General features: G+C 65.2%; 23 protein-coding genes. 13 read left to right on the top strand and 10 right to left on the bottom strand.

The features are described from left to right. The first annotated feature begins 8 nt into the window (after positions 1-8). From glcF to proC, 3 genes are all read left to right on the top strand, one after another. Complete coding sequence (glcF, locus tag AB3X96_RS03345; RefSeq protein WP_176109512.1) at positions 9-1,235, top strand: glycolate oxidase subunit GlcF; 1,227 nt, start codon at positions 9-11, stop codon at positions 1,233-1,235. A gap of 36 nt (positions 1,236-1,271) precedes the next feature. After that, positions 1,272-1,994, top strand: coding sequence for a YggS family pyridoxal phosphate-dependent enzyme (locus AB3X96_RS03340; RefSeq protein WP_368588568.1), 723 nt, complete (start codon positions 1,272-1,274; stop codon positions 1,992-1,994). Between the two features lie 76 nt (positions 1,995-2,070). Further along, positions 2,071-2,886 carry a pyrroline-5-carboxylate reductase gene (gene proC, locus AB3X96_RS03335; protein ID WP_368588567.1) on the top strand — a complete coding sequence of 272 codons (816 nt, stop codon included), beginning with the start codon at positions 2,071-2,073 and terminating at the stop codon, positions 2,884-2,886. 132 nt (positions 2,887-3,018) lie between these two features. Here the strand turns inward: proC and ubiA are convergent, their stop codons facing one another. From ubiA to recG, 6 genes are all read right to left on the bottom strand, one after another. Then, positions 3,019-3,882: a 4-hydroxybenzoate octaprenyltransferase gene (ubiA, locus tag AB3X96_RS03330; protein ID WP_368588566.1), complete on the bottom strand. Its 864-nt coding sequence runs from the start codon at positions 3,880-3,882 to the stop codon at positions 3,019-3,021. 234 nt (positions 3,883-4,116) lie between these two features. Continuing rightward, positions 4,117-4,614, bottom strand: a complete 498-nt coding sequence (locus AB3X96_RS03325; RefSeq protein WP_018431894.1) for a Dps family protein — start codon at positions 4,612-4,614, stop codon at positions 4,117-4,119. Between the two features lie 156 nt (positions 4,615-4,770). Then, positions 4,771-4,935: a hypothetical protein gene (locus tag AB3X96_RS03320; RefSeq protein ID WP_368588565.1), complete on the bottom strand. Its 165-nt coding sequence runs from the start codon at positions 4,933-4,935 to the stop codon at positions 4,771-4,773. A gap of 95 nt (positions 4,936-5,030) precedes the next feature. After that, positions 5,031-6,485 carry a catalase gene (locus tag AB3X96_RS03315; protein ID WP_368588564.1) on the bottom strand — a complete coding sequence of 485 codons (1,455 nt, stop codon included), beginning with the start codon at positions 6,483-6,485 and terminating at the stop codon, positions 5,031-5,033. Positions 6,486-6,896: 411 nt separating this feature from the next. Further along, positions 6,897-7,856, bottom strand: coding sequence for a LysR substrate-binding domain-containing protein (locus tag AB3X96_RS03310; RefSeq protein WP_013088477.1), 960 nt, complete (start codon positions 7,854-7,856; stop codon positions 6,897-6,899). A gap of 104 nt (positions 7,857-7,960) precedes the next feature. Next, positions 7,961-10,261, bottom strand: coding sequence for an ATP-dependent DNA helicase RecG (gene recG, locus AB3X96_RS03305; protein ID WP_368588563.1), 2,301 nt, complete (start codon positions 10,259-10,261; stop codon positions 7,961-7,963). Positions 10,262-10,450: 189 nt separating this feature from the next. On the opposite strand from recG, the gene queA reads away from it, so the two are divergent. The 5 genes from queA to secF all read left to right on the top strand — a co-directional run bounded on the left by queA (position 10,451) and on the right by secF (position 16,530). Then, positions 10,451-11,509 (top strand): tRNA preQ1(34) S-adenosylmethionine ribosyltransferase-isomerase QueA, encoded by a 1,059-nt coding sequence (queA, locus tag AB3X96_RS03300; RefSeq protein ID WP_368588562.1) that lies wholly within the window; start codon positions 10,451-10,453, stop codon positions 11,507-11,509. 114 nt (positions 11,510-11,623) lie between these two features. After that, the gene (tgt, locus tag AB3X96_RS03295) at positions 11,624-12,814 is read left to right on the top strand and encodes a tRNA guanosine(34) transglycosylase Tgt (protein WP_368588561.1); all 1,191 of its coding nucleotides are present in this window, start codon (positions 11,624-11,626) and stop codon (positions 12,812-12,814) included. 210 nt (positions 12,815-13,024) lie between these two features. Then, complete coding sequence (yajC, locus tag AB3X96_RS03290; RefSeq protein WP_176109522.1) at positions 13,025-13,354, top strand: preprotein translocase subunit YajC; 330 nt, start codon at positions 13,025-13,027, stop codon at positions 13,352-13,354. A 116-nt stretch (positions 13,355-13,470) separates the two neighbouring features. After that, complete coding sequence (gene secD / locus AB3X96_RS03285; protein ID WP_368588560.1) at positions 13,471-15,561, top strand: protein translocase subunit SecD; 2,091 nt, start codon at positions 13,471-13,473, stop codon at positions 15,559-15,561. 18 nt (positions 15,562-15,579) lie between these two features. Continuing rightward, positions 15,580-16,530 (top strand): protein translocase subunit SecF, encoded by a 951-nt coding sequence (secF, locus tag AB3X96_RS03280; RefSeq protein WP_368588559.1) that lies wholly within the window; start codon positions 15,580-15,582, stop codon positions 16,528-16,530. Between the two features lie 100 nt (positions 16,531-16,630). Here the strand turns inward: secF and AB3X96_RS03275 are convergent, their stop codons facing one another. The 4 genes from AB3X96_RS03275 to AB3X96_RS03260 form a co-directional block, all read right to left on the bottom strand. Then, on the bottom strand, positions 16,631-17,908 hold the full coding sequence (locus AB3X96_RS03275; RefSeq protein WP_368588558.1) for an MFS transporter: 1,278 nt from the start codon (positions 17,906-17,908) through the stop codon (positions 16,631-16,633). Positions 17,909-18,175: 267 nt separating this feature from the next. Beyond that, positions 18,176-18,745 (bottom strand): YceI family protein, encoded by a 570-nt coding sequence (locus tag AB3X96_RS03270; RefSeq protein ID WP_176109526.1) that lies wholly within the window; start codon positions 18,743-18,745, stop codon positions 18,176-18,178. A gap of 111 nt (positions 18,746-18,856) precedes the next feature. Next, positions 18,857-19,420, bottom strand: a complete 564-nt coding sequence (locus AB3X96_RS03265) for a YceI family protein (RefSeq protein ID WP_176109527.1) — start codon at positions 19,418-19,420, stop codon at positions 18,857-18,859. A gap of 8 nt (positions 19,421-19,428) precedes the next feature. Further along, positions 19,429-19,989, bottom strand: a complete 561-nt coding sequence (locus AB3X96_RS03260; protein ID WP_368588557.1) for a cytochrome b — start codon at positions 19,987-19,989, stop codon at positions 19,429-19,431. A 347-nt stretch (positions 19,990-20,336) separates the two neighbouring features. Between AB3X96_RS03260 and AB3X96_RS03255 the strand changes: the two genes are divergently transcribed. From AB3X96_RS03255 to AB3X96_RS03235, 5 genes are all read left to right on the top strand, one after another. Continuing rightward, a complete protein-coding gene (locus tag AB3X96_RS03255; RefSeq protein ID WP_368588556.1) occupies positions 20,337-21,116 on the top strand; it encodes a paraquat-inducible protein A in 780 nt (259 codons plus the stop codon). Between the two features lie 7 nt (positions 21,117-21,123). After that, positions 21,124-21,774: a paraquat-inducible protein A gene (locus AB3X96_RS03250; protein ID WP_368588555.1), complete on the top strand. Its 651-nt coding sequence runs from the start codon at positions 21,124-21,126 to the stop codon at positions 21,772-21,774. Beyond that, positions 21,767-23,428: an intermembrane transport protein PqiB gene (locus tag AB3X96_RS03245; RefSeq protein ID WP_368588554.1), complete on the top strand. Its 1,662-nt coding sequence runs from the start codon at positions 21,767-21,769 to the stop codon at positions 23,426-23,428. Before AB3X96_RS03250 ends, AB3X96_RS03245 begins: the two co-directional genes overlap by 8 nt. Beyond that, complete coding sequence (locus AB3X96_RS03240; RefSeq protein WP_368588553.1) at positions 23,425-24,174, top strand: PqiC family protein; 750 nt, start codon at positions 23,425-23,427, stop codon at positions 24,172-24,174. The genes AB3X96_RS03245 and AB3X96_RS03240 overlap by 4 nt, the downstream gene beginning before the upstream one ends. Before the next feature lie 188 nt (positions 24,175-24,362). Beyond that, positions 24,363-25,649 carry a class I SAM-dependent RNA methyltransferase gene (locus AB3X96_RS03235; protein ID WP_368588552.1) on the top strand — a complete coding sequence of 429 codons (1,287 nt, stop codon included), beginning with the start codon at positions 24,363-24,365 and terminating at the stop codon, positions 25,647-25,649. Positions 25,650-25,858 lie beyond the last annotated feature (209 nt).

Genomic DNA, 25,858 nt, shown 5'->3' with positions numbered 1-25,858 from the left:
GCGACGCGATGCAAACCAACCTCGCGGACTTCATTCGCAATACCCCTGATGGCAACGAAGCGGACGCCATCCTGCGCAAATGCGTGCATTGCGGTTTCTGCACGGCCACCTGCCCGACCTATCAACTGCTCGGCGACGAGCTCGACGGCCCGCGCGGGCGCATCTATCTGATCAAGCAGATGGTCGAAGGCGCGCCGGTCACGCGCAGCACCCAGGTACACCTGGACCGCTGCCTGACCTGCCGCAACTGCGAAACGACGTGCCCGTCCGGCGTGCAATACGGGCGGCTCGTCGAAATCGGCCGCAAGCTCACCGAAGAGAAGGTCACGCGTCCGCTCAATCAGCGGCTGATGCGGCGGCTGCTCGCGAGCGTGCTGCCGAACAGCGCGATCTTCACGCCCGCGATGCGGCTGGGCCAGCATGTGCGCGGCCTGCTGCCGAAGAAGCTGCGCGACAAGGTCCCTGCGCGTCAACGCCCGCTCGAATGGCCGAGCGCGACACACGAACGCAAGGTGCTGATGCTCGCGGGCTGCGTGCAACCGTCGATGATGCCGAACGTCAACATCGCGACCGCGCGCGTGTTCGACGCGCTCGGTATCGAAACGCTGATCGCGCCCGAAGCCGGCTGCTGCGGCGCGATCCGCCTGCACCTCGGCTACAACGAAGAAGCACTCGACGACGTGCGCGCGAACATCGACGCATGGTGGCCCTACGTCGAACAGGGCGTTGAAGCGATCGTAATGAACGCGTCGGGTTGCGGTGCGACGGTCAAGGAATACGCGCACCTGCTGCGCCTCGATCCCGAGTATGCGGAGAAGGCGCGCCGCATCGTCGAGTTGACGCGCGACGTCTCCGAAATCCTGCCCGAGTTCGAAGAACGGCTCGTCGCGATCACGCGCCGCCGCTCGGTGCACACGGTCGCTTTTCATCCGCCCTGCACGCTGCAGCATGGCCAGCAGATCCGCGGCAAAGTCGAGCAACTGCTCAGCGCGCTGGGCCTCGAAGTGCGCCTCCCCACCGACAGCCATCTGTGCTGCGGCTCGGCCGGCACCTACTCGCTGCTGCAGCCGCGCCTGTCGTACGCGCTGCGCGACCAGAAGCTCGAGCGTTTGCAGGCGCAGGAGCCGCAGGTGATCGTGTCGGCGAACGTCGGTTGCATCGCGCATCTGCAAAGCGGCACGTCGACGCCGGTCGCGCACTGGATCGAATTGGTCGAGCACATGCTGTCCGTATAATCGGGGCATCGTCTTCGCTGAACACCGGTTCGTTCCATGTCCGATCTGCCTCACCGTTTCGCCGACCACTTCGCTCAAAGTCTCGCCGACGTGCACGAGCGCATCGCCCGCGCCGCGCAAGCGGCCGGCCGAGATGCGCAGTCCGTGATGCTGCTCGCAGTCTCCAAGACGTTTCCCGCCGCTGCCGTGCGCGCCGCTCATGCGGCCGGTCAGCGCGCATTCGGCGAGAACTACGTGCAGGAAGCACTCGACAAGATCCAGACGCTCGCCGATCTGCGCGCATCGCTCGAATGGCATTTCATCGGGCCGCTGCAATCGAACAAGACGCGCCCCGTTGCCGACCATTTCGACTGGGTGCATTCGGTCGATCGGCTGAAGATCGCACAGCGGCTGTCGGAGCAGCGCCCCGACAACCTGCCGCCGCTCAACGTCTGCCTGCAGGTCAACGTCAGCGGCGAGGCGTCGAAGAGCGGCGTTGCGGCCGACGAGGCGGCCGCCATCGCGCACCAGATCGCCGCACTGCCAAAGCTGAAGCTGCGCGGACTGATGTCGATTCCGGAACCGGGCGGCGATCTCGAAGAACAGCGCGCGCCGCATCGCAAATTGCGCGAGCTGTTCGAGCGCTTGTGTAACGACGGGCTCGAGCTCGATACGTTGTCGATGGGCATGTCGGCCGATCTCGAAGCAGCCGTGCTCGAAGGCGCAACGATCGTGCGCGTCGGCACCGCGATCTTCGGCGCGCGCGATTACTCGCACTGAGCTTTTCCACGGGCCTTGCGCGAACCTGGCTGCGCGAAGCCCTCACCGCATCTCATCTGAAGCTATCCGGACCATCATGAAAATTGCGTTTATCGGCGGCGGCAACATGGCCGCAGCGTTGATCGGCGGCCTCATCAAGCGGGGCGCCGCGCCCGCTGACCTATATGCGATCGATCCGAACGAAGACGCGCGCAAGCGCAACGAACAGCAATTCGGCATCCGCACCGGCGCGGCCGCCGACGGCACGCTCGCCGACTACGACGCGGTCGTGCTCGCGGTGAAGCCGCAGATCCTGAAGAGCGTCGCCGAGACGCTGGCGGCGCATCTGCGCGCGTCGCAACTGATCGTCAGCATCGTCGCGGGTATTCGCATCGGTGACATGTCGCGCTGGCTGAATGGCCACAGCCGCATCGTGCGCGTGATGCCGAATACGCCGGCGCTGATCGGCATGGGCGTGACGGGTCTCGTCGCCAGCGGCAGCGTCGACGAAGCGGGCCGCGCGCTCGCGTCGCAGGTGCTCGGCGCGGTCGGCGAAACCGTCTGGTTCGACGACGAAGCGAAGATCGACGCGGTCACTGCGATCTCGGGCAGCGGGCCGGCCTACGTGTTCTATTTCATTGAAGCGCTGCAGGAAGCAGCGCGCCAGCTAGGTATGGACGAAGCGCAGGGCCGCGCGCTCGCGGTCGCGACGTTCACGGGCGCCGCGCAACTCGCGGCCAATTCGGACGAACCGCCGAGCGTGCTGCGCGAGCGCGTGACCTCGAAGGGCGGCACGACCGCGGCAGCGCTCGCCTCGTTCGACGCGAGCGGCATCAAGGACGCGATCGTGCGGGGCGCACTGGCCGCCGATGCACGGGCGCGCGAGATGGGCGACGAGTTCGGCAAGCAGTAACGCGAACCGGCGTCGAAAAGAATCAGCGGAAACTAACACGCCGTAGCACGCCTGCCTTTTCTAATTAAGGGCACGCGCGCTACGGCGTGTAGAAACACCAGCGTTTTGAAGCCAGAAAAGCGCGGACGCGAATTAAAACGAGGTCACCGCGTAATGCGCGGCAATCCCCGCGAACAACGCGCCGCCGAGCCAGTTGTTGTGACGAAACGCGGCAAAGCACGGCATGCGCTCGCGATTGCGGATCAGCGTGTAGTGATAGATCGCGCAACCCACCGCGACCGTCCAGCCGAGCCAGTACAGCAGACCAAACCCGAGCGTCAGGCCGATGCCGACGTAAATCCCCAGCGTCACCGCGTAACACAGCATGACCGCAGCCACGTCGAAGCGACCGAAAGTCAGCGCCGACGTGCGGATGCCGATCTTGATGTCGTCGTCGCGATCCACCATCGCGTATTCGGTGTCGTACGCAACGGCCCAGAAGATGTTCGCGACCAGCATCACCCATGCGAGCAGCGGCACGTGATCCAGCACCGCGGCGAACGCCATCGGAATGCCGAAGCCGAACGCGATGCCCAGATACGCCTGCGGAATCGCGAAGAAGCGCTTCATGAACGGATACGTGCCGGCGACGAACAGCGCGACCACCGACAACTCCTTGGTCAACGCATTGAGCGGCTGGATCAGCAGAAAAGCGATCAGCGACAGCACGGTGGCCAGCACGACCGCCTCCCACGCATTGATCTTGCCGGACGTGATCGGCCGGTTCTCGGTGCGCTTCACGTGGCGGTCGAAATCGCGGTCCGCGTAGTCGTTGATCGCGCAGCCGGCTGAGCGCATCAGCACCGTGCCGAGCGTGAAGATCACCAGCAATTGCCACGACGGATGACCGCCGGAAGCGATCCACAGTGCGTTGAGCGTCGGCCACAGCAGCAGCAGGCTGCCGATCGGCTTGTCCATGCGCACGAGGCGCAGATACAGGGGAAGTCGGGCGAACATGGGACGAATTCGGTGAAGTGCGAACACGGTGCGCCTATTTTACGGGAAGCGCACGGTGGCTCTGAATTCATCTGGCCGCGTATCGAAGTGCCTCGCGCTCGCGCCCCTGCATCACGCGGCGGCGGCGCAAAAAACAAAGCCTCCCGTGCAGGGAGGCTTGTGCGTTTCTGGCACGGCGCGGGTGTTGCCCGCACCTGCATTCGAACGTGACTCGGCCGGCTTAGCCGCGTCGAATCACGCGAGCAGCGAGCGCAGCATCCACGCGGTCTTTTCGTGCGTCTGCATGCGTTGCGTGAGCAGGTCGGCGGTCGGCTCGTCGTTGGCGGCTTCCGTCGCCGGGAAGATCGCGCGCGCGGTGCGCACCACCGCTTCCTGGCCTTCGACCAGTTGGCGGATCATGTCTTCCGCGGCCGGCACGCCGTCCGCTTCGGGGATCGACGACAGCTTCGCGAAATCCTTGTAGGTGCCCGGCGCATGCACGCCCAATGCGCGGATGCGTTCGGCGATCGAGTCGACCGCGAGCGCCAGTTCGTTGTACTGCGTTTCGAACATCAGGTGCAGCGTGTTGAACATCGGACCCGTGACGTTCCAGTGGAAGTTGTGGGTCTTCAGGTACAGCGTGTAGGTGTCGGCGAGCAAACGCGACAACCCTTCGGCGATCTTCTTGCGATCCTTGTCGCTGATCCCGATGTTGACGTGCTGTACGGCTGCTGCGGCTTCTTTCTTGGCCATGATGACTCCTTCGAAGAGTGATACGAACCGGTCGGCAGATGACGGTCTGCGGAAACACGAATAAAACTGTTCGACAGTGTAGCGTGAAATGCCGCAAGCTTCGCTCAAGACGTGCTCGGGAGGCCTTGCTGCGCCGCCATCCCGGCGGTACTGCGCTTAGCCGCCCAGCGCGTGCTGCAACGCCTGCGCGGCGATTATCGCAAAGCCACTCGCGACGATCGCAACGCCCATCGCCTTGCGCAGCATCAACACCTGCCGTTGCACCTGCATGCTCGGCATGGCGGTCGAACCGCCGATGCTTGCCATCATCATCTGAATCATGATCGTACTCCCGGTTCGTCTCGTGACGGCCGCAGCAACGCGCTGCGCCGTCGATTACTGTGCTACTGCCTTGCCATGCGCCGCGTACTGGACGCCTAGCGGTTTCTGCCTTCCTGCAACGCGGCGAGCGCCGCGATCACACCTTCCGCGTAAGCCGGATCGGCGCGGCGGAAATGCTCGATCTGACGCGCGACGATGTCCTGCGGCACACCGTCGATATGTCGCGCGATATTGCCGAACAGACGCTGACGCTGCGCGTCGTCGAACAGCGCGAACAGCATGCGCGGCTGCGTGTAGTAGTCGTCGTCCTCGCGATGCTCGTAACGCGCGACCGCGCCAGCCGCGAGCGGTGGCTCCGATGCGTTCGCGTCCTGCGCGAAGTCGCTGAAGCGATTCGGCTCGTAATTCACGTTGCCGCCGAGATTGCCGTCGGTGCGCATCGCGCCGTCGCGATGGAACGAATGCGGGTTTGGCACGCGCGGCGCATTCACCGGAATCTGATGATGATTGATGCCGAGCCGGTAACGCTGCGTATCGCCGTACGAGAACAGACGCCCCTGCAACAGACGGTCCGGCGAAAAGCCGATGCCCGGTACCACGTTGGCCGGCGTGAACGCCGCCTGCTCGACGTCGGCGAAATAGTTGGCCGCATTGCGGTTCAGCTCGATCGTGCCGACGTCGATCAACGGATAGTCCTTCTGCGACCACACCTTCGTGATGTCGAACGGGTTGAAGCGGTAGTTCGCCGCATCCGCTTCGGGCATCACCTGAATCGCGAAGCGCCACTTCGGGAAGTTGCCCGCGTCGATGCTGTTCACCAGATCGCGCTGCGCGCTTTCGCGGTCATTGGCGACCACCTGCGCGGCTTCGGCGTCGGTGAAGTTCTCGATGCCCTGCTGCGACTTGAAGTGGAACTTGACCCAGAAACGCTCGTTGTTGGCGTTGATGAACGAGTATGTGTGCGAGCCGAAGCCGTGCATCTGCCGGTAGTTCTTCGGAATCCCTCGATCGCTCATCAGAATCGTCACCTGATGCAGCGACTCCGGATGACGCGACCAGAAATCCCACGCCGCGACGTTGTTACGCAGGTTCGTGTACGGATCACGCTTCTGCGTATGAATGAAGTCCGGAAACTTCAGCGGATCGCGGATGAAGAACACCGGTGTGTTGTTGCCGACCACGTCCCAGTTGCCTTCTTCGGTGTAGAACTTGATCGAAAAGCCGCGCACGTCGCGCTCGGCATCGGCCGCGCCACGCTCGCCGGCCACCGTCGAAAAGCGCATGAAAAGCGGTGTTTCCTTGCCGACCTGCGCGAACACCTTCGCCTTCGTGTAGCGCGAGATGTCGTCCGTGATCGTCAGCGTGCCGAACGCACCCGAACCCTTCGCGTGAACGCGACGCTCGGGAATCACTTCGCGATCGAAGTGCGCGAGCTTTTCGAGCAGCCAGACATCCTGCAGCACCACCGGGCCGCGCGGGCCGGCGGTCATCGTGTTCTGGTTATCGGCGACGGGCGCGCCGGCGGCATTGGTGAGCTTACGTTCGGACATGAGCACTCCTGCGTGGGTTTTATTGGATCAGAGAAATCGCGCGGCATCCGTGCGGGACGGACGCCGTCATGGGTAGGCGCGTCAGGCGGCCAGCACCCGGTCGACCAGCAACGACATCGCGACCGCGCGGATACTCGGCGCGGCGGCCGTCATGGTCGGTTGGGCGGGAAAAGCGTGGATGGGCTGTGAAACTGCTTGCATGATGTTTTCCTCCTGGCTTGTCTGACGCCCCGACTGGGGAGTCGGAGGCTGAGCCTTATCGAATCAGGGGATCGGGCGATCCATGGAGGAAACTATAGCAATTGCTATCGAATATTCGTATTTGATTAATTTAATCTATTCGATAGGGCTCGCGCCCTTTTTGGCGGCAGGCCGCGCCGTTATCCGGCGCGGCTGCGCGATGACCGCGCGTTAATTGACGGCAGCGGGCAGATCGAGTTTTTTGACGCCCGGCAGCTCGCAGGCGGCGATTGCCTCGCAGATCGCATCGATCGCTGGCATGCGCGTAAAGCTCTTGCGCCACGCCAGCACGACGCGGCGATCGGGCACCGGCTCGTCGAACGCGACGTAGCTGAGCAGGCCCGCGTCGATACCGCCCGCATGCGGCTTGACCTCGTGCACCGACATGCGCGGCAGCACGGTAATGCCGACGCCGCTCGCGACCATATGACGAATCGTTTCGAGCGACGAACCCTCGAAGGTCTTCTGGATTCCGTCCGCATTCTGCGAAAAGCGCATCAACTCGGGGCATACGCCGAGCACATGATCGCGGAAGCAGTGGCCGCTGCCGAGCAGCAGCATGGTTTCCTGCTTCAGATCGTCAGGGTCGATCTTCGAGCGGCCTTCCCACGCGTGCCCGGACGGCAGCGCGACGACGAACGGCTCGTCGTACAGCGGACGCAGCATCAAACCGGTTTCGGGAAACGGCAGCGCCATGATCGCGACGTCGATTTCGCCCTGCTTGAGCAGTTCGATCAGCTTCAGCGTGTAATTTTCCTGCAGCATCAGCGGCATCTGCGGCACGCGCTGGATCATCTGCTTGACAAGGGTGGGCAGCAGGTACGGCCCGATCGTGTAGATCACGCCGAGGCGCAGCGGACCGACCAGCGGGTCCTTGCCCTGCTTGGCGATTTCCTTGATCGCGAGCGTCTGCTCAAGCACGCGTTGCGCCTGCGTGACGATCTGTTCGCCGATCGGCGTGACGCTGACCTCGCTCGTGCCGCGCTCGAAAATCTGCACGTTCAGCTCGTCTTCGAGCTTCTTGATGGCGACGGACAGCGTGGGCTGGCTGACGAAACACGCTTCGGCGGCCCGGCCGAAGTGCCGCTCGCGGGCCACCGCCACGATGTATTTCAATTCGGTGAGCGTCATTCGGGGATCAATCAGTACGATAGATTCGATAGGTTCTAGTTATACACCTATAGGGTCGGTTCGCCAACCTTTTAGCCGTTCCGTTCGTGGCGGAGGCCTCGCGCTCAGGCTTTCAGATATTGCTCGCGCGCGCCGAGCCAGCGCGCCAGATGCTGGATGACTACGTCGGGATACTGGTCCAGCAGTGTGGCGGCGGCTTCGCGCGCGGGCTCGATCAGGTGCTGATCGTTTTGCAGGTCGGCGAAACGCAGCATCGCCGCGCCCGACTGCCGCGCGCCGAGGAACTCGCCGGGTCCGCGGATTTCGAGGTCGCGGCGGGCGATCTCGAAGCCGTCGGTGGTTTCGCGCATCGTTTGCAGGCGCGCGCGGGCGGTCATCGACAGCGGTCCGGTGTACAGCAGCACGCAGACCGACGCGGCGCTGCCGCGCCCCACCCGTCCGCGCAGCTGATGCAGCTGCGCGAGACCGAAGCGCTCCGCGTGCTCGATCACCATCAACGACGCGTTCGGCACGTCGACGCCCACCTCGATCACCGTGGTCGCGACCAGCAGCTGGATGTCGTTGCGCGAGAACGCGTCCATCACCGTGGCCTTTTCGGCGGGCGCGAGGCGCCCGTGCACGAGGCCGACCCTCAGCTCGGGCAGCGCGGCCACGAGCGTCTCGTAGGTCTCGACCGCGGTTTGCAGCTGCAGCGTCTCGCTTTCCTCGATCAGCGGACACACCCAGTACACCTGGCGCCCCGTCAGCGCCGCCTCGCGCACGCGGCCGATCACCTCTTCGCGGCGCGCGTCGGACACGAGCTTCGTGAGGATCGGGGTGCGGCCCGGCGGCAGTTCGTCGATCGTGGAGACGTCGAGGTCCGCGTAGTAGGTCATCGCGAGCGTGCGCGGAATCGGCGTCGCGGACATCATCAATTGATGCGGCTGGAAGTCGGACGCGCCGTCGGCGGCGCCCCGCGCCTTCGCGCGCAGCGCGAGCCGTTGCGCGACGCCGAAGCGATGCTGTTCGTCGACGATCACGAGCCCGAGACGCGCGAAGTCGACCGCGTCCTGGATGATCGCGTGCGTGCCGATCACCAGCTGCGCGGTGCCGAGCGCGGCCGCTTCGATCGCGGCGCGCTTCTCCTTCGTCTTCAGACTGCCCGCGAGCCACGCGACATTCACGCCGAGCGGCTCGAGCCAGCCGCGCAACTTGCGCGCGTGTTGCTCGGCGAGAATTTCGGTCGGCGCCATCAGCGCGGCCTGGTAGCCGGCGTCGATTGCCTGCGCGGCGGCGAGCGCCGCGACGATCGTCTTGCCACTGCCGACGTCACCCTGCAACAGGCGCTGCATCGGATGCGGCTGCGTCAGATCGAGCGCGATCTCGCCGCCGACGCGCTGCTGCGCGGCCGTCAGCGAAAACGGCAGCGCCTTCAACAGACGCGCGACCAGCGCGGATTCGTCACCGAGCTTGCGGCGCGGCATCGCCGGCGCGGCGCGGTTGCGCCGCTCGTCGTGCGCGCGCTTGAGCGACATCTGCTGCGCGAGCAGCTCCTCGAACTTGATGCGCACCCACGCTGGATGCGTGCCGTCGATCAGCGCCGTTTCGTCCGACTGCGCGCCCGGGTGATGCAGCGTGCGCACCGCGTCCATCAGCGCCGGCACGCCGAGCGGTTCGAGAAACGCGCGTGCGACCGGCGCGGGCAGCAGCTCCGGCAGCGACGTGCGCGCGAGCGCGTTGTCGATCGCCTTGCGCAGATACGCCTGCGACACGCCCGCGGTGCTCGGATAGACCGGCGTCAGCGCCTGCGGCAGCGGCGTGTCTTCATCGACGACGCGCACGGTCGGATGCACCATCTCCATGCCGAAGAAGCCGCCGCGCACGTCGCCACGCACGCGCAGGCGCGCGCCGAGCGCCATCTGCTTGACCTGCGAGCCGTAGAAATTCAGAAAGCGGAGCACCAGCTCGTCGCCGTCGGCGTCGCGCAGCTTCACGAGCAGCTGCCGGCGCGGGCGATAGGCGATCTCGTTGTCGAATACGACGCCTTCGGTTTGCGCGATGCCGCCGGGCAGCAGGTGACCGATCGGCGTCAGCGAGGTTTCGTCTTCGTAGCGCATTGGCAGATGCAGCACGAGGTCGATGTCGCGTGTGAGGCCGAGTTTGGCGAGCTTGTCGGCGGTTTTGACGGGGGCTTTGGCTGCAGGTTTGGCGGCGGCTTTCGCCGTGGCTCTGGTTTTGGCGGCGGGCTTGTCGACGCTCGCGGGGTCGCCGTCGCGCCCGGCATCATGGCCTGCGGCGATCATGCCGCCTTGCGCGCCACCTTCTGCCGCCTCCCGTTCCCCCGCCTCCGCTCGCGCACCGCGGCGCCGCGGCTCGGCGCCCGCTTCGAGGGTGGCAACGGACGATCGGCGGTCGGACAAAGGCATGGGCTGCTTCGCAAGTACAATATCGGCTGCTGTCGAAAAAAACGTGCCGCTCTGCGCGCATCCAGCGTGGGCAAGATGCGGCTCAACGCGCTCGCGGGCCGCTTCGGCGTCCCGCCATCATAGCCGCCCGGCTCCGGCTTCGGCTCAATTCAGTCCCAAATCAGTACCAATCCGCTTCCAGTCGTTCGCATGTTTACGCTTTCCGATTTCGATTTCGATCTGCCGCCCGAGCTGATCGCGCAAGTCGCGCTGCCCGAGCGCAGCGCAAGCCGTCTGCTCGACGTGGACGCCGCGGGCGCCGCCGACGGCGCCGCGCGCCTCATCGACCGCCGCTTTACCGAATTGCCCGAGTGCCTCGCGCCGGGCGATCTACTGGTCTTCAACGATACCAAAGTGCTGAAGGCACGCTTCTTCGGCCAGAAAGCGAGCGGCGGCAAGATCGAAGTGCTGGTCGAGCGCCTGACCGGCGAGCGCAGCGCACTTGCGCAGATCCGCGCGAGCAAGAGCCCGCAGGCGGGCACGACGATCCGTCTCGCCGACGCGTTCGACGTCACCGTCGGCGAGCGCGTCGATCAGTTCTACACGCTGCATTTCCCCGACGACTGCCTGACCCTGGTCGAGCAATACGGCCGTCTGCCGCTGCCGCCGTACATCGAGCACGATCCCGACGCGACCGACGAAACCCGCTATCAGACCGTATTCGCGCAGAACCCGGGCGCGGTCGCCGCGCCGACCGCCGGCCTGCACTTCGACGACGCGCTGCTCGCGAGGCTCGACGCCTTCGGCATCGAACGCGCGACGCTGACGCTGCACGTCGGCGCGGGCACATTCCAGCCGGTGCGGGTCGAAAACATCGCCGAGCACAAGATGCACAGCGAGTGGTATCACCTGCCGCAAGAGCTGGCGGACAGGATCGCTGCGACCAAAGCGCGCGGCAACCGCGTGATCGCGGTCGGCACCACGTCGATGCGCGCGCTCGAAGCCGCCGCGCGCGACGCCGAAGCAGCCGGCCATCCGCTCGCCGCGGCGAGCGCGGAAACCGACATCTTCATCACGCCGGGCTACCGCTTCCGCGTGGTCGACCGTCTGGTCACGAACTTCCATTTGCCGAAGTCGACGCTGCTGATGCTGGTGTCGGCGTTCGCGGGCGTCGAGACGATTCGCGCCGCGTATCGTCATGCGATCGACGAGCGTTATCGCTTTTTCAGCTACGGTGACGCGATGCTGCTGACGCGGCGCGATGCCTGAGCCGGTTCCAGCACTGCTTCAGCGTATTGGCAGTTTTCCTAGCCGCCGCGATCCTTCGTGGCGGTTTTCATTGATTGCGCCGGACTGTTTTCCGGTAGCACAGGAGTGATCCCCATGACCCTTGGTCATCCCTCGCAGCATCCTGCCCACGAGCGTCCGGAGAATGGCCTCAAATTCGAACTGCTCGGCACCGACGGCCTCGCGCGCCGCGGCCGCGTCACGCTCAACCACGGCGTGGTCGAGACGCCGATCTTCATGCCGGTCGGCACCTACGGCACGGTGAAGGCAGTCCAGCCGCGCGAGCTCGACGAAATGCACGCGCAGATCATCCTCGGCAATACGTTTCATCTGTGGCTGCGCCCCGGCCTCGAGACGATCGAGGCGCACGGCGGCCTGCACGGCTTCATGGGCTGGAAGAAGCCGATCCTGACCGACTCGGGCGGCTTCCAGGTGTTCTCGCTCGGCGATCTGCGCAAGATCACCGAGGACGGCGTCACGTTCGCGTCGCCGATCAACGGCGACCGGCTGTTCCTGTCGCCGGAAGTGTCGATGCAGATCCAGAAGGTGCTGAACTCGGACATCGTGATGCAGTTCGACGAATGCACGCCGTACGCGACCAACAACATCCCGACCTCGCACAAGGAAGCCGCTGAATCGATGCGCATGTCGATGCGCTGGGCCCAGCGCTCGATCGACGAATTCCAGCGCCTCGGCAATCCGAATGCGCTGTTCGGCATCGTGCAGGGCGGCATGTTCGAGGACTTGCGCGACGAGTCGCTCGCCGGTCTCGCCGAGAAGAACTTCCACGGCCTCGCGATCGGCGGTCTGTCGGTCGGCGAGCCGAAGGAAGACATGATGAGGGTCCTGAACCATATCGGCCCGAAGCTGCCGGCCAACAAGCCGCACTACCTGATGGGCGTCGGCACGCCGGAAGACCTGGTGGCCGGCGTCGCGGCCGGCGTCGATATGTTCGACTGCGTGATGCCGACGCGCAACGCGCGCAACGGCTGGCTGTTCACGCGCTTCGGCGACATCAAGATCCGCAACGCGACGCACAGGAACTCGCTGCGCCCGCTCGAAGAGCAATGCGGCTGCTACACCTGCCGCAACTTCACGCGCGGCTATCTGCACCACCTGCATCGCGTCGGCGAAATCCTCGGCGCGCAGCTGAACACGATCCACAACCTGCACTACTACCTCGAACTGATGCAGGAAATGCGCGATGCGATCGAGGCGAAGCTGTTCGACGCGTTCCGCAAGCGCTTCCACGAAGACCGGGCGCGCGGCGTCGAACCGTCGTCCTGACGGCCCGGTAGGCGAATGCCACTGAAGACTGCCCATGCCGCACGCGGACAACCTACAATTTGCTTTCGCTGACCGCTGAATTTGCCCCGCATCGGACCTTTAAACGGTTGATCACAAAGCCGATTCGCCGTGCCGGCGTGCGTATGGCCGGTGGTAGAATAATCGGCTGATTTTTTGTTCGTTTGTTTGACCAATAACGGAGAGACCAACGTGTCGTTCATTTCCAATGCCTTCGCCCAAGGCGCTGCAGCAGGTGGTGTCGAATCGAACCTGATGAGCTTCCTGCCGCTGATCCTGATGTTCGGCGTGCTGTACTTCATCATGATTCGCCCGCAAATGAAGCGTCAGAAGGAACATCGCAACATGCTCGCAGCGATGGCCAAGGGCGATGAAGTCGTGACGAACGGCGGTATCGTCGGCAAGGTGACGAAGGTGGGCGAAGCCTACGTCGGCATCGAAATCTCGGAAGGCACGGAAATTACCGTGCAGAAGGCGTCGGTCACGACAATTCTCCCCAAGGGCACGATCAAGTCGCTGTAAGGCCTGCACTCCTCGCGTCCGGCGCGGCCTCGCCGGCGGTTCAGGCACTTCGCTGAACGGCCCGCGCTCATCGCCGGACGCATCGCATCCAAGCCAACCTTCCCGTTGGACCACTCATGAATCGCTACCCCCTCTGGAAATACGCCGTGATGCTGGTGGCTCTGGTCATCGGCCTCGTGTACACGCTGCCCAATCTGTACGGCGAAGCGCCGGCGGTGCAGGTGTCGAGCGGCAAGGCCACGGTCAGGCTCGACGCCACCACGCTGGCGTCGGTCGAAGCCGCGCTCGCGGGCAATCAGATCAAGCCGACCGCAGTCACGTTCGACAACTCGCAGACCAACGCGAACATCCGCGTGCGCCTGACGGACACGGACACGCAGTTGCGCGTCAAAGACCTGCTGCAGAAGTCGCTCAATAGCGATCCGAACGATCCGCAATACATCGTCGCACTGAACCTGCAAAGCGCATCGCCGACCTGGATGACCGCGCTGCGCGCACTGCCGATGTACCTCGGTCTGGACCTGCGCGGCGGCGTGCACTTCCTGCTGCAGGTCGACATGGCCGGCGCACTGAACAAGAAGCTCGATTCGGACGCCTCGGACGTGCGCACGCTGCTGCGCGACAACAACGTCCGCGACGGCGGCGTGAATCGCGTGAACCAGTCGGTGGTGGTGAATCTGGCCGATCAGGCCACGGCGGACGCGGCACTCAAGCTGCTCGGCCGCGGCGTCAGCGAACTCCAGTGGACCTCGCAGCCGAACACCGGCGCGGACGGCGGCGTGCAGCTGGTCGGTACCTTCACGCCGGCCGTGCAGCGAGCGGTGCAGGACGCTGCGCTCAAGCAGAACATCACGACGCTGCATAACCGCGTGAACGAACTCGGCGTGGCCGAGCCGGTGATCCAGCAGCAGGGCGCGGACCGCATCGTGGTCGAGCTGCCGGGCGTGCAGGACACCGCGAAGGCGAAGGACATCATCGGCCGTACGGCAACGCTCGAAGCGCGCCTCGCCGACCCGGTCAACACGCATCCGAACCCGAACGACCCGGTGCCGCCGGGCGATGAGCTGTTCACGCAAGGCAACCAGGCACCGGTGCTGCTGCGCAAGCAGGTGATCTTCACCGGCGACCGCATCATCGACGCATCGGCGGGCTTCGACGAGCATCAGCGCCCGTCGGTCAACATCCGTCTCGACTCGGCCGGCGGCCGCGCCGTGCGCGCGGTGTCGCGCGACAACATCGGCAAGCCGATGGCGATGGTGCTGTTCGAGCGCGGCAAGGGCGAAGTGCTGACGGTCGCGACCATCCAGTCGGAACTGGGCGACCGCTTCCAGATCACCGGCCAGCCGACCCCGCAAGCGGCCGCCGACCTCGCGCTGCTGCTGCGCGCCGGTTCGCTCGCCGCGCCGATGGAAATCATCGAGGAACGCACGATCGGCCCGAGCCTCGGCGCCGACAACATCAAGAAGGGCTTCCACTCGGTCGTGTGGGGCTTCGCGGCGATCGCCGTGTTCATGATCGCGTACTACATGCTGTTCGGCGTGATCTCGATGATCGGCCTGTCCGTGAACCTGCTGTTGCTGGTGGCGGTGCTGTCGATGCTGCAGGCCACCCTCACGCTGCCGGGTATCGCCGCTATCGCGCTCGCGCTCGGTATGGCGATCGACGCGAACGTGCTGATCAACGAGCGCGTGCGTGAAGAACTGCGCCACGGCGCGCCGCCGCAACTGGCCATCCAGAACGGCTACGCGCACGCATGGGCGACGATTCTCGACTCGAACGTGACCACGCTGATCGCCGGCCTCGCGCTGCTCGCGTTCGGCTCGGGTCCGGTGCGCGGTTTCGCGATCGTCCACTGTATCGGCATTCTGACGTCGATGTTCTCGGCGGTGTTCTTCTCGCGCGGCCTCGTCAACTTCTGGTACGGCGGCAAGAAGAAGCTGAAGTCGCTGTCGATCGGCCAGGTGTGGCGTCCGCAAGCGGCAGCCGCCGGCTCGGCTGCTTACGGCGGCGGCCTCGGCAGCAGCGACGCCGCGACCGACACCGCGCAGGCCATCGCCACGGCGAAGGCGAGCGCGAAAGCAAGCTCGAAGGCACCGGCCGCAGCCGGCGCGCAGGGTCGCACGAAGCCGACCGTGCGCCGCCGCAATGCGCCCGGCACGCCGACGTCGAATGGCTCGACGCCGCAGAAACCGGGTTCATCCCGCTGAGTCCCGGAGAACAAGACCATGGAATTTTTCCGTTTCCGCAAAGACATCCCGTTCATGCAGCGCGCGTTGATCTTCAACGCGATCTCGCTGATCACTTTCCTCGCCGCCGTGTTCTTCCTCGTGCATCGCGGGCTGCATCTTTCGGTGGAATTCACCGGCGGTACGGTGATCGAGGTTCAGTATCCGGGCGCGGTGCCGCTCGACCCGGTGCGTGCCACGCTCGGCAAGCTCGGCTATGCCGACGCGCAGGTGCAGAACTTCGGCACCGCGCGCGACGTGCTGATCCGTCTGCCGCTGAAGCCGGGCCTCACGTCCGCACAGCAGAGCGAGCAGGTGATGAGCGCGCTGAAGGCCGATACGCCCGAGGTGCAGTTGCAGCGCGTCGAGTTCGTCGGTCCGCAGGTCGGCAAGGAACTCGCTACCGACGGTCTGCTGGCGCTCGCGTGCGTGGTGGTCGGTATCGTCATCTATCTGTCGTTCCGCTTCGAATGGAAGTACGCGGTCGCCGGCGTGATCGCGAACTTGCACGACGTCGTGATCATTCTCGGCTTCTTCGCGTTCTTCCAGTGGGAGTTCTCGCTGTCGGTGCTGGCCGCGGTGCTCGCGGTGCTCGGCTATTCGGTCAACGAGTCGGTGGTTATCTTCGACCGGATTCGCGAAACCTTCCGCCGCGAACGCAAGATGAGCGTGATCGAAGTGATCAACCACGCAATCACCAGCACGATGTCGCGTACCATCATCACGCACGGCTGCACGCAGATGATGGTGCTGTCGATGTTCCTGTTCGGCGGGCCGACGCTGCACTTCTTCGCGCTCGCGCTGACGGTCGGTATTCTGTTCGGTATCTACTCGTCGGTGTTCGTCGCCGCGGCTCTTGCCATGTGGTTCGGCGTCAAGCGAGAAGACCTGATCAAGGACAAGAAGGAAGCCCACGATCCGGAAGATCCGAACGCGGGCGCGCAGGTCTGATGCGCGCGTAGCCGCTGAGGCTTGCGCAAAGCAAAGAAGGCCGGTTCTTGCGAATCGGCCTTCTGCGTTTACGTCGTGCGTCGTCGTTGCCGGCTCGGACCTAGCGAAACCCCAGCTTGCGCCGCGCGCCAATCAGCGCCGCGATGCTCAGCAGCGCGGCAAACATCATGTAGTAGCTCGGCGCCGCCTTCGATCCGGTCACGCTGATCAGCCACGCGATGATGAACGGCCCGAAGCCGCCGAAAATCGTCACTGCGATGTTATACGCGAGCGACATGCCGGTCGTGCGCGTCTGCACTGGGAAGATCTCCGACAATAGGCCCGGGGTTGCGCCGAAGTAGCCGCTGACGAGAAAGCCGAACACGATCTGCCACACGATCAGCGTGCCGAAACTCGGATGCGCGATCAGGAACGCGAACGCCGGATAGACGAGCACGAACAGCAGCACGGCCGCGCCGAGCATGATGCGCGTGCGTCCATGCAGATCCGACCAATGCCCGGCCACCGGCGAGAACACCATCTGGATCAGACCCGTCACCGCGATCGCCGCGAACGCGACCGACGGCGCGAGCCCCAGTTGCCGCACGCCATAAGTCGGCATGAACAGCATCAGATAGGAAGACACCGTCCCGAGGATCACCACGCCCATCGCGATCACGAGCCGCAGCTTCTGCGTCGCGAACGTGTCGCGCAGCGGCGTCTGTGTCGTTTCGGCGGCGAGGAATTCGGGCGTCTCGTCGAGCCTGGTGCGGATGTAGAACGCGACCGGCCCGATCAGCAGACCGAAGAAGAACGGCACGCGCCAGCCCCACGACGTCATCTGCTCCTGCGACAACCCGCCCGTCAGCAACGCGCCGAAGCCGGCCGCAAGCAGCGTCGTCAGGCCCTGGCTCGCCATCTGCCAGCTCGCGTAGAAGCCGCGCCGCCCCGGCACGTGCTCGGCGAGAAACGCGGTTGCGCTGCCGAACTCGCCGCCGGCCGAGAAACCTTGCATCAGCCGCGCGAGTACGAGGATCAGCGGCGCGGCGAGACCGATGCTCTGATAGGTCGGCAGAATCGCGATGATCAGCGTGCCGCTCATCATCAGCAGGATGGAAAGCGTGAGCGCCGCCTTGCGCCCGGCGCGGTCCGAGTACGCGCCGATCACGATCGCGCCGAGCGGTCGCATGAAGAACGACACGCCGAACGTGCCGAGCGTCAGCAGCAGCGACACGGTGTCGTTGCCGGCCGGAAAAAACAGCTTGGAGATGGTCACGGCGAAAAAGCCGTAGACCACGAGGTCGAACCATTCGAGCGCGTTGCCGATCGAGGCGGCGGCCACCGCGCGCCACGAATTCTGCCGGCTTCCCGCGACGCTTGCTGCTGTCGTTGCATTCATCCAGATCTCCTGTGCTGCGCGAAATATTTATTCGAAGCAACGCGTGACGTCCGCGTCGGCCATCCCGGCAACGCGCACCACCGGCATGACTGCGTGCGCTCTATTTAACTGAAAAAATAAAGGTGAAGCGAGCGACAAATGCCCGATGTGGGCCGCTACGCGCCAAGCATGGCCGCGCCGTTCGCTACGGGCGATAAAAAACCGCTTCGTCGGAGAACGACCGAAGCGGTTTTCGTGTTGCGGTGCAGCGCGAAGATGCCGTCGCGCTTACTGCTGCTTGATGCCTTCCGACTGGATATGCAGGCGCGTCTGCATGCTGAAGCCGTACTTCGCGCCGAAGTCCATGCCGTAATCGGCGCGATTGAATTCGGTGCTCGCCTCGACGCCGCACACTTCGCGCTTGAGCACCGGATGCTGCATGCACTTGAACGAGTCGACCTTCAGATTCACCGGCTTCGTGATGCCGCGAATCGTCAGATTGCCGATCACCTCGACCGGCTTATCGCCGTCGAACTTGATCTCGGTGCCCTTGTAGGTCACGGTCGGATACTTCGCGACGTCGAAGAACTCGTCGGATTTCAGGTGCTCGTCGAGTTTCGGGTTGCCGGTCTGCACCGAAGCGGGATCGACGCTCACGTCGAGAGTGCCGGTCCTGGCCGCGCGATCGAGCGTCACCGAGCCCGTGGTCTTCGTGAATTTGCCGCGCCAGATCGACAGACCGCCGAAGTGGTCGGCCTCGAAGCTCGGAAACGTATGCATCGGATCAAGCATATAGGTATCGGCGGCGAAGGCGCCGAGCGACAGCGACGAAGCCAGCGCGCCAACAGCGATCAACATGGACGTTTTCAATTCGTGCTCCTGTTTTGCGTTGAAAATCGCGGTGCAACCTGCGGTGGGAAAACGGCCGCGCCCCACGTGGCGCGGCGCACATCGCGAACGCCGCGCGCGTTACTTGTGCGCGGCGACGATATGAAACTTGATTACGACCTCGTCGGCGACGACCGACGTGTCCTTCCATTCGCCGGTGCCGACGTCGAACTGCGAGCGCTTGATCGGCAGCGCACCGTCGAAGGTCTGCGTCGCGCCCTGCTGGCTCACCGTGACCGGCATCATGACCGTCTGCGACTTGCCCTTGATGGTCAGCTTGCCGGTCACCTTGAACTGATTGCCGCCAGCCGGCGCGATCTCGCTCGACACGAACGTCGCGCGCGGAAAAGTCTTCGCATCGAACCATTCCTTGCCCCGCACCTGCTCGTTGTAGCTCTCGTCGCCGAGATCGAAGCTGGCGACGTCGATGTCGATCTGCGCGCTGCCGGCCGTCGGCTTCGCCGGATCGAAGCTGACCTGCGCGGTGAACTTGTTGAACTTGCCTTCGACCGGCACGTTCATCTGCTTCGAGGTGGCCGTTACCGAGCTCTTCGCGACGTCGACCTGCGCGAGCGCCGCGCCCGCGGCGCTCAGCGACGCCGCCGCGAACGCGGCGAGCATGTAGCGATAAAACGAAACCTTCATGGTTGTCCTTATTTGAGGAAGGGGATCATGCGCGACAGCAGGCCGTCGCGATCGAGCCATTGATGCTTGAGCGCCGCCGCGACGTGCAACGCGACCAGCACGAGCAACGTGTAATTCAATGCGATATGGAGGTTCTTAAGCAGTTCCTTCAGGTGCGGATCGGGCGCGATGATTCGCGGCAGCGGAATCAGCCCGAGGTAGACGACCGGCACGTTCGCCGCCGAGCTATACAGATAGCCGGACACCGGGATCACGATCATCAGCGCGTACAGCAGCAGATGCGTCAGATGCGCGGCGGCGCGCTGCCAGGTCGGCATGCGGCGCGGCATCGGCGGTCCGGCATGGGTCGCGCGCCACAGGATGCGCACGATCGCGAGCGCGAACACGGTCACGCCGATCCATTTGTGCCACGAGAAATAGCGCAGCTTGGTGGGCGTGAAGCCCGGGATGTCGGTCATCACCCAGCCGAGCGCAAAGCCGCAGACGATCAGCAATGCGATCAGCCAGTGAAACGCGATGGCGGTCCGCGTGTACGACTCCCGGGTACCGAACGATGGATTGAGTGTCATGACAGATCAACGCAGGCTGTTGGAAGTTAACGGCGCGCCGCGGCCGGGTATTCCGCGATCCCTGCCGTGCACCGGCACGGCGCGCGCGGCCGATGCGGCCGGCATCATCGCCAGAAAAGGCCGCTGGGGGATGCCACGGGCGCCATGCTACCCCAAGCGCGCAAAGCTGGCTGCAGCGCATCGGCGGAAGGGGCCCGAATTTTGCAGCGCAGCACGCCGGAGCGCGCCGCGCGCGCTTCGCGTCGGTCGCGAGGCTGCGTTTGGTACTATTGCTGCTCACTGCCGCCCCTTCCCTCGTCAAGAGCAGGCCTTGCACGCCGCCACTACGTCGTTAGCCCATCTGCCGCATGGAACATGAGAACCTGATCGCGTGCCACGAATGCGATACGCTGTTCCGCAAGCCACGGCTTGTCGGGCGCGTCGCCGCGCGTTGTCCGCGCTGCCGCGCGACGCTCTTTCGCGGCGTATCGCGCAAGCTCGACGCGATCTGCGCACTGACGCTCGCCGCGCTGATCACGTTCGTGATCGCGCAGGGCTTTCCGATCGTCGAACTCGAAACCAACGGCATCACCTCTCAGACTACGCTGTTCGGCGCGCTCGTCGCGCTGTGGGGCGAGGACATGGAGATCGTCGCCGTGATGGTGTTCTGCTCGACGATCCTCTTTCCGCTCACCGAACTCGTCGCGCTGCTGTACGTGCTGGTGCCGCTGCGCTCCGGCTACGTGCCCCCGCATTTCAATCGGGTGCTGCGCGCGATCCAGTTCGTGCGGCCGTGGGGCATGATCGAAGTGTTCATGCTCGGCGTGCTGATCACGATCGTGAAGATGGTCAGTCTCGCGCGCGTGATCCCCGAGGCGGCGCTGTTCGCGTTCGGCGCGCTGACGCTGATGTTCGCGGTCGTCGTCACGTTCGATCCGCGTGTGCTTTGGGATGTCGCCGACGAGATCGATGCGAGCGGCGATCGGCCGTTGCCGCGCACGTCGGCCGACAGCGCGGCGCTCGCGCTCGGCTCGCTCGCCGGTCCGCCGGCACCGTCCACGCGCGTCGCCGGCTCGACGGGTGGCAGCGCTGACGGTGCCGCCGGCAGTGCTCCGCCGGGCTTGCCGCCGGCACCGCGCGAAGGATAAGCCCGCGATGAACTACCTCACCGCGAAACGCGCGGGCCTGGTGTCCTGTCACTCGTGCGGGCGCGTCGAACCGCGCATCCGCTCGATCACGCCGCAGCACTGCAGCCGCTGTGGCGCGCATCTGCACTCGCGCAACCCCGACAGCCTGATGCGCACGTGGGCGCTGCTGATCGCCGCGGCGCTGCTGTATATTCCGGCGAATCTGCTGCCGGTGATGCACACGTCATCGCTGCTCGGCTCCGAGGACGACACCATCATGAGCGGCGTCGTCTATTTCTGGACCTCGGGCGACTGGCCGCTCGCGGTGATCGTGTTCATCGCCAGCATCATGGTGCCGATGCTGAAGCTCTCGGTGCTCGTGCTGCTGACCATCACCGCGCAGCGCCGCTCGCGCTGGCGTCCGCAACAGCGCACGACGCTGTACCGGATGGTCGAGCGCATCGGCCGCTGGTCGATGCTCGACGTGTTCGTCGTCACGCTGACCGTGGCGCTCGTGCGTTTCAAATCGCTGGCCGTGATCACGGCCGAGCCCGGCGCGATCGCGTTCGGCTCGGTCGTGATCCTGACGATGCTCGCCTCCATGCAATTCGATCCACGCCTTATCTGGGACCCCGTGGAAAGCAGTACCCCAACACCTCAGGATCTCGACCATGACTAGCCCGCAAGGACCGACGCCCGCTCCAGGTGACGCGCCGCGCAGCGATTCGAACGGACCAACACTGCCGCCCCAACTGCCCGACCCCGACATCGAACCACGCAGCCGCTGGCTGCCGTCGCTCGTCTGGGTGATTCCGCTGATCGCCGCGCTGATCGGCATCGCACTCGTGGTCAGGTCGGTGACCGAGCGCGGGCCCGTGATCACGATCAGCTTCATCAGCGCGGAAGGACTCGAGCCGGGCAAGACCCAGGTCAAGTACAAGGACGTCGCCATCGGTTCAGTGAAGACCATCACGCTGGCACCGAATCTGTCGCACGTGCTCGTGCAGGTGCAGCTCACTAAGGAAGGCGGCAAGTTCGCGGTCAAGGACTCGCGCTTCTGGGTGGTGCGTCCGCGCGTCGGCGCGAGCGGCGTATCGGGCCTGACCACGCTGCTGTCGGGCGCGTATATCGGCGCCGACGCGGGCCGCTCGAGCGACAGCGAGAGCAACTTCGTCGGCCTCGAAACGCCGCCGCCCATCACCGGCGACCAGAAAGGCCGTCAGTACACGCTGCACGGCGAGTCGCTCGGCTCGATCGACATCGGCTCGCCGATCTTCTACCGGCGCGTGCAGGTCGGCCAGGTGGTCGGCTTCTCGCTCGACAAGAGCGGCACCGGCGTGACGATGCAAGTGTTCGTGTCGGCGCCGTTCGACCAGTACGTCGGCACCAACACGCGCTGGTGGCATGCCAGCGGCGTCGATCTGCGGCTCGATTCGAGCGGCTTCAGGCTGAACACGCAGTCGCTCGCGACGGTGATCGTCGGCGGTCTGTCGTTCCAGTCACCGACCGGCCAGAACATGGGCCCGCAGGCGCCGAACAACCAGACGTTCCGCCTCGCATCGGACGAAGCGGACGCGATGCGGGAACCGGACGGCGTCCCGTTGCGTGTCGTGATGAACTTCAACCAGTCGCTGCGCGGGCTGTCGATCGGCGCGCCGGTTGACTTCCGCGGCATCGTGCTCGGCCAGGTGACCAATATCGGCATCGACTACGATCCGAATACGCAGAGCTTCACGATGCCGGTCACGATGAACCTGTACCCGGACCGACTCGGCAAGCGCTTCCGCGAGAGCGCGCCGCAGCCGGGCACGCTCGCCGGCGAGAACATGCTGCAGGAGCTCGTCAAGCACGGCCTGCGCGGCCAGTTGCGCACCGGCAACCTGATCACGAGCCAGCTGTATGTGGCGCTCGATATCTTCCCGAAAGCGGCGCCGGCCAAGGTCGACGTGACGAAGGACCCGCTCGAGCTGCCGACCATTCCGAACACGCTCGACGAATTGCAGCTGCAGGTCGCCGACATCGCGAAGAAGCTCGACAAGGTGCCGTTCGACCAGATCGGCGCGAACCTGAACACCGCGCTGAAGAATGCCGACCAGCTGTTCTCGCGTCTCGACAAGGAAGTCGTGCCGCAGGCGCGCGACACGCTGAGCGCCGCGAAGCAGACCTTCAATTCGGCCCAGGCAACCTTGCAGCAGGATTCGCCGATGCAGTCCGACGTTCATCAGGCGTTGCAGGAACTGACGCGCACCTTGCAGTCGCTGAATGCGCTGTCGGATTACCTCGAGCGTCATCCCGAATCGTTGTTGCGCGGTAAATCAGGAGACAAACCATGATGTTTGCCCGGCTCCCCCGTCCGCGGCGCGCGCTCGTGCGCGGTGCCGTACGCGGCGTCGTGTATGGCGCCGCCCTGGCCGCGGCGCTCGCGATCGCGGCGTGCTCGTCGCCGTCGAGCCGTTTCTATACGCTGGGCGGCGCGGATAGCGCGGGCGCCGCCGCGCGCACGGGCGCCGCGCCCGCGTGGCTGATCGAAGTCGCGCCGGTCAACGTGCCGCCGCAGGTGGCGAGAAACCAGCTGGTCGTGCAGACCGGGCCGACTCAGGTGCAGCTGCTCGAACAGGAACGCTGGGCCTCGCTGCCCGGCGATGAGATCCGCCGCGCGCTGTCGACGAATCTGACGCAGCAGCTCGGCACCATCGATACGTTCGGCACCGCGCACCCCGATGACGCGGCCGTCTACCGGATCGCGATGAACGTGCAGCGCTTTGAGTCGTGGCCCGGCTCGCATGCGTTGATCGATGCGGTGTGGAGCGTGCGGGCCGTGCGCAGCAATGCGGTGATGACGTGTCGCAGCGTGGTCAGCGAGACGGTCGGAGGCGGGTACGACGCGCTCGTCGACGGACATCGGCGCGCGCTCGCGCAAGTGTCGACGCAGATCGCGACGGGCGTGCGCGCGATGGCGGCAGCGGCCGCCACTACCACGAGCACGACGGGCCGGACTTCGTCTTCGTCCAGGCCGGCCGCGGCGCCGGTCGTGCCGCCCTGCCCTTCGGCGGGAACGGCTGCGGAAGCCGGCGCCTGACAGGCCCGGCGGCGCAACCAGCTCAACGGCGTGCGCATGCCTGCGGGCATCGCCGGGTCGGGCGGTACGCGAGGCGAGATCACGCAACGACAAGCGACGCAAACGACGGCCCGGCGCGCCAATCGCGCCGGCCCGCCGAGCCCGACCGCGTACAATAGCGCCTTATCCAACGCCTTGCGGCAACCTCAATGTCCTTCGATTTCTTCCTTCCTTGCCCGCGCGGGCTCGAAGCTCCGCTCGCGGCCGAACTCGCCGAAATTGCCGCCAAACATCTGAACGGCGCCCCGTTCACGGCCGGCGCCCAGGTGCCGGGCGGCGTGCATTTCCGCGGCGGCTGGGCCGCCGGCATGGCGGCCAATCTGCACTCGCGTCTCGCGAGCCGCGTGCTGCTGAAAATCGCGCAGCGGCCCTATCGCGGCGAGCAGGACATCTACGCGCTCGCGCTCGAGCAGCGCTGGGAGCAGTGGTTCTCCGCGCACGAGACGCTGCGCGTCGACGTCACCGCGATCAAGTCGCCGCTACGCAGTCTCGAGTTCACCACGCTGCGCGTGAAGGACGCGATCTGCGATCGTCTGCGCGAAAAAAGCGGCGCGCGACCGAGCATCGATACCGCGATGCCCGACGTGCGCGTGTTCGCGTTCCTGACCGCGACCGACTGCACGCTGTACCTCGATACGTCCGGCGATCCGCTGTTCAAGCGCGGCTGGCGTCTCGACAAGGGCGCGGCGCCGCTGCGCGAGAACCTTGCGGCGGGCATTCTGCGTCTGACCGGCTGGCAGGCCGGCACGCCGCTCTACGATCCGATGTGCGGCAGCGGCACGTTCCTCGCGGAAGCGGCGCAGGTCGCGCTGGACATCGCGCCGGGCGTGCAACGGCGCTTCGGCTTCGAAAAGCTCATACAGTTCGATACGCGGACCTGGCAAACGCTGCGGGGCGCCGCGCTCGAAGCGAAAAACGCGGCGCGCGGCTCGCGCGGCGCGGATCTGCAGATCTTCGGCAGCGACATCTCCGGAGACATGCTCGAAAAAGCGCGCGCGAACTTCGAGCGCGCCGGCTTGCCGGCCATTGCGCTCAAGCAGCTCGACGCGCGCGACATGACGCCGCCTACCTCGGCGCCGGGCATCCTCGTCGCGAATCCGCCGTATGGCGAGCGGATCGAAGTGCGCGGCCGCAATGCGCGCGGCGAGCTTCGCGAAGGCCGCGGCAATCGCGACGACGACGGCTTCCGCCGCATTCAGGAAGAAGCGCCGGACAGCGAGTTTTTCCAGTTGCTCGGCAATGCGTTGAAGCAGCGCTTTGCCGGATGGCACGCGTTCATCCTGACGTCGGATCGCAAGCTGCCGGGGCAACTGCGGCTGCGCGAATCGACGAAGACGCCGCTCTTCAATGGCGCACTCGAATGCCGGCTGTTCCGCTTCGACCTGATCGCCGGCAGCGTGCGGCAGCGTCCGCAGGGCGATACGCAGGCGGGTTGAAGCTGCGTCGGTCGGGCAAGTCGACATCGAAACCGCGGACCTCGTGCCGCGGTTTTTTATTGCGCCATGTCACGCTGTTTGCCTTCCTTCGAAAACGCGCGCTCGAAGAGCAGGCTACCCGTTCCCCACCCTACTGCCACCACGCTGTCAGCAGCACCCCCGCACACTCCTTCTCACGCCATCCGGCGCTTGAACGGCCTACTGCCAAT

The sequence above is a fragment of the Paraburkholderia sp. BR13439 genome (genome assembly GCF_040948805.1).
GTDB lineage: Bacteria > Pseudomonadota > Gammaproteobacteria > Burkholderiales > Burkholderiaceae > Paraburkholderia > Paraburkholderia youngii.
This window is presented reverse-complemented; position numbering and strand designations above follow the sequence as displayed.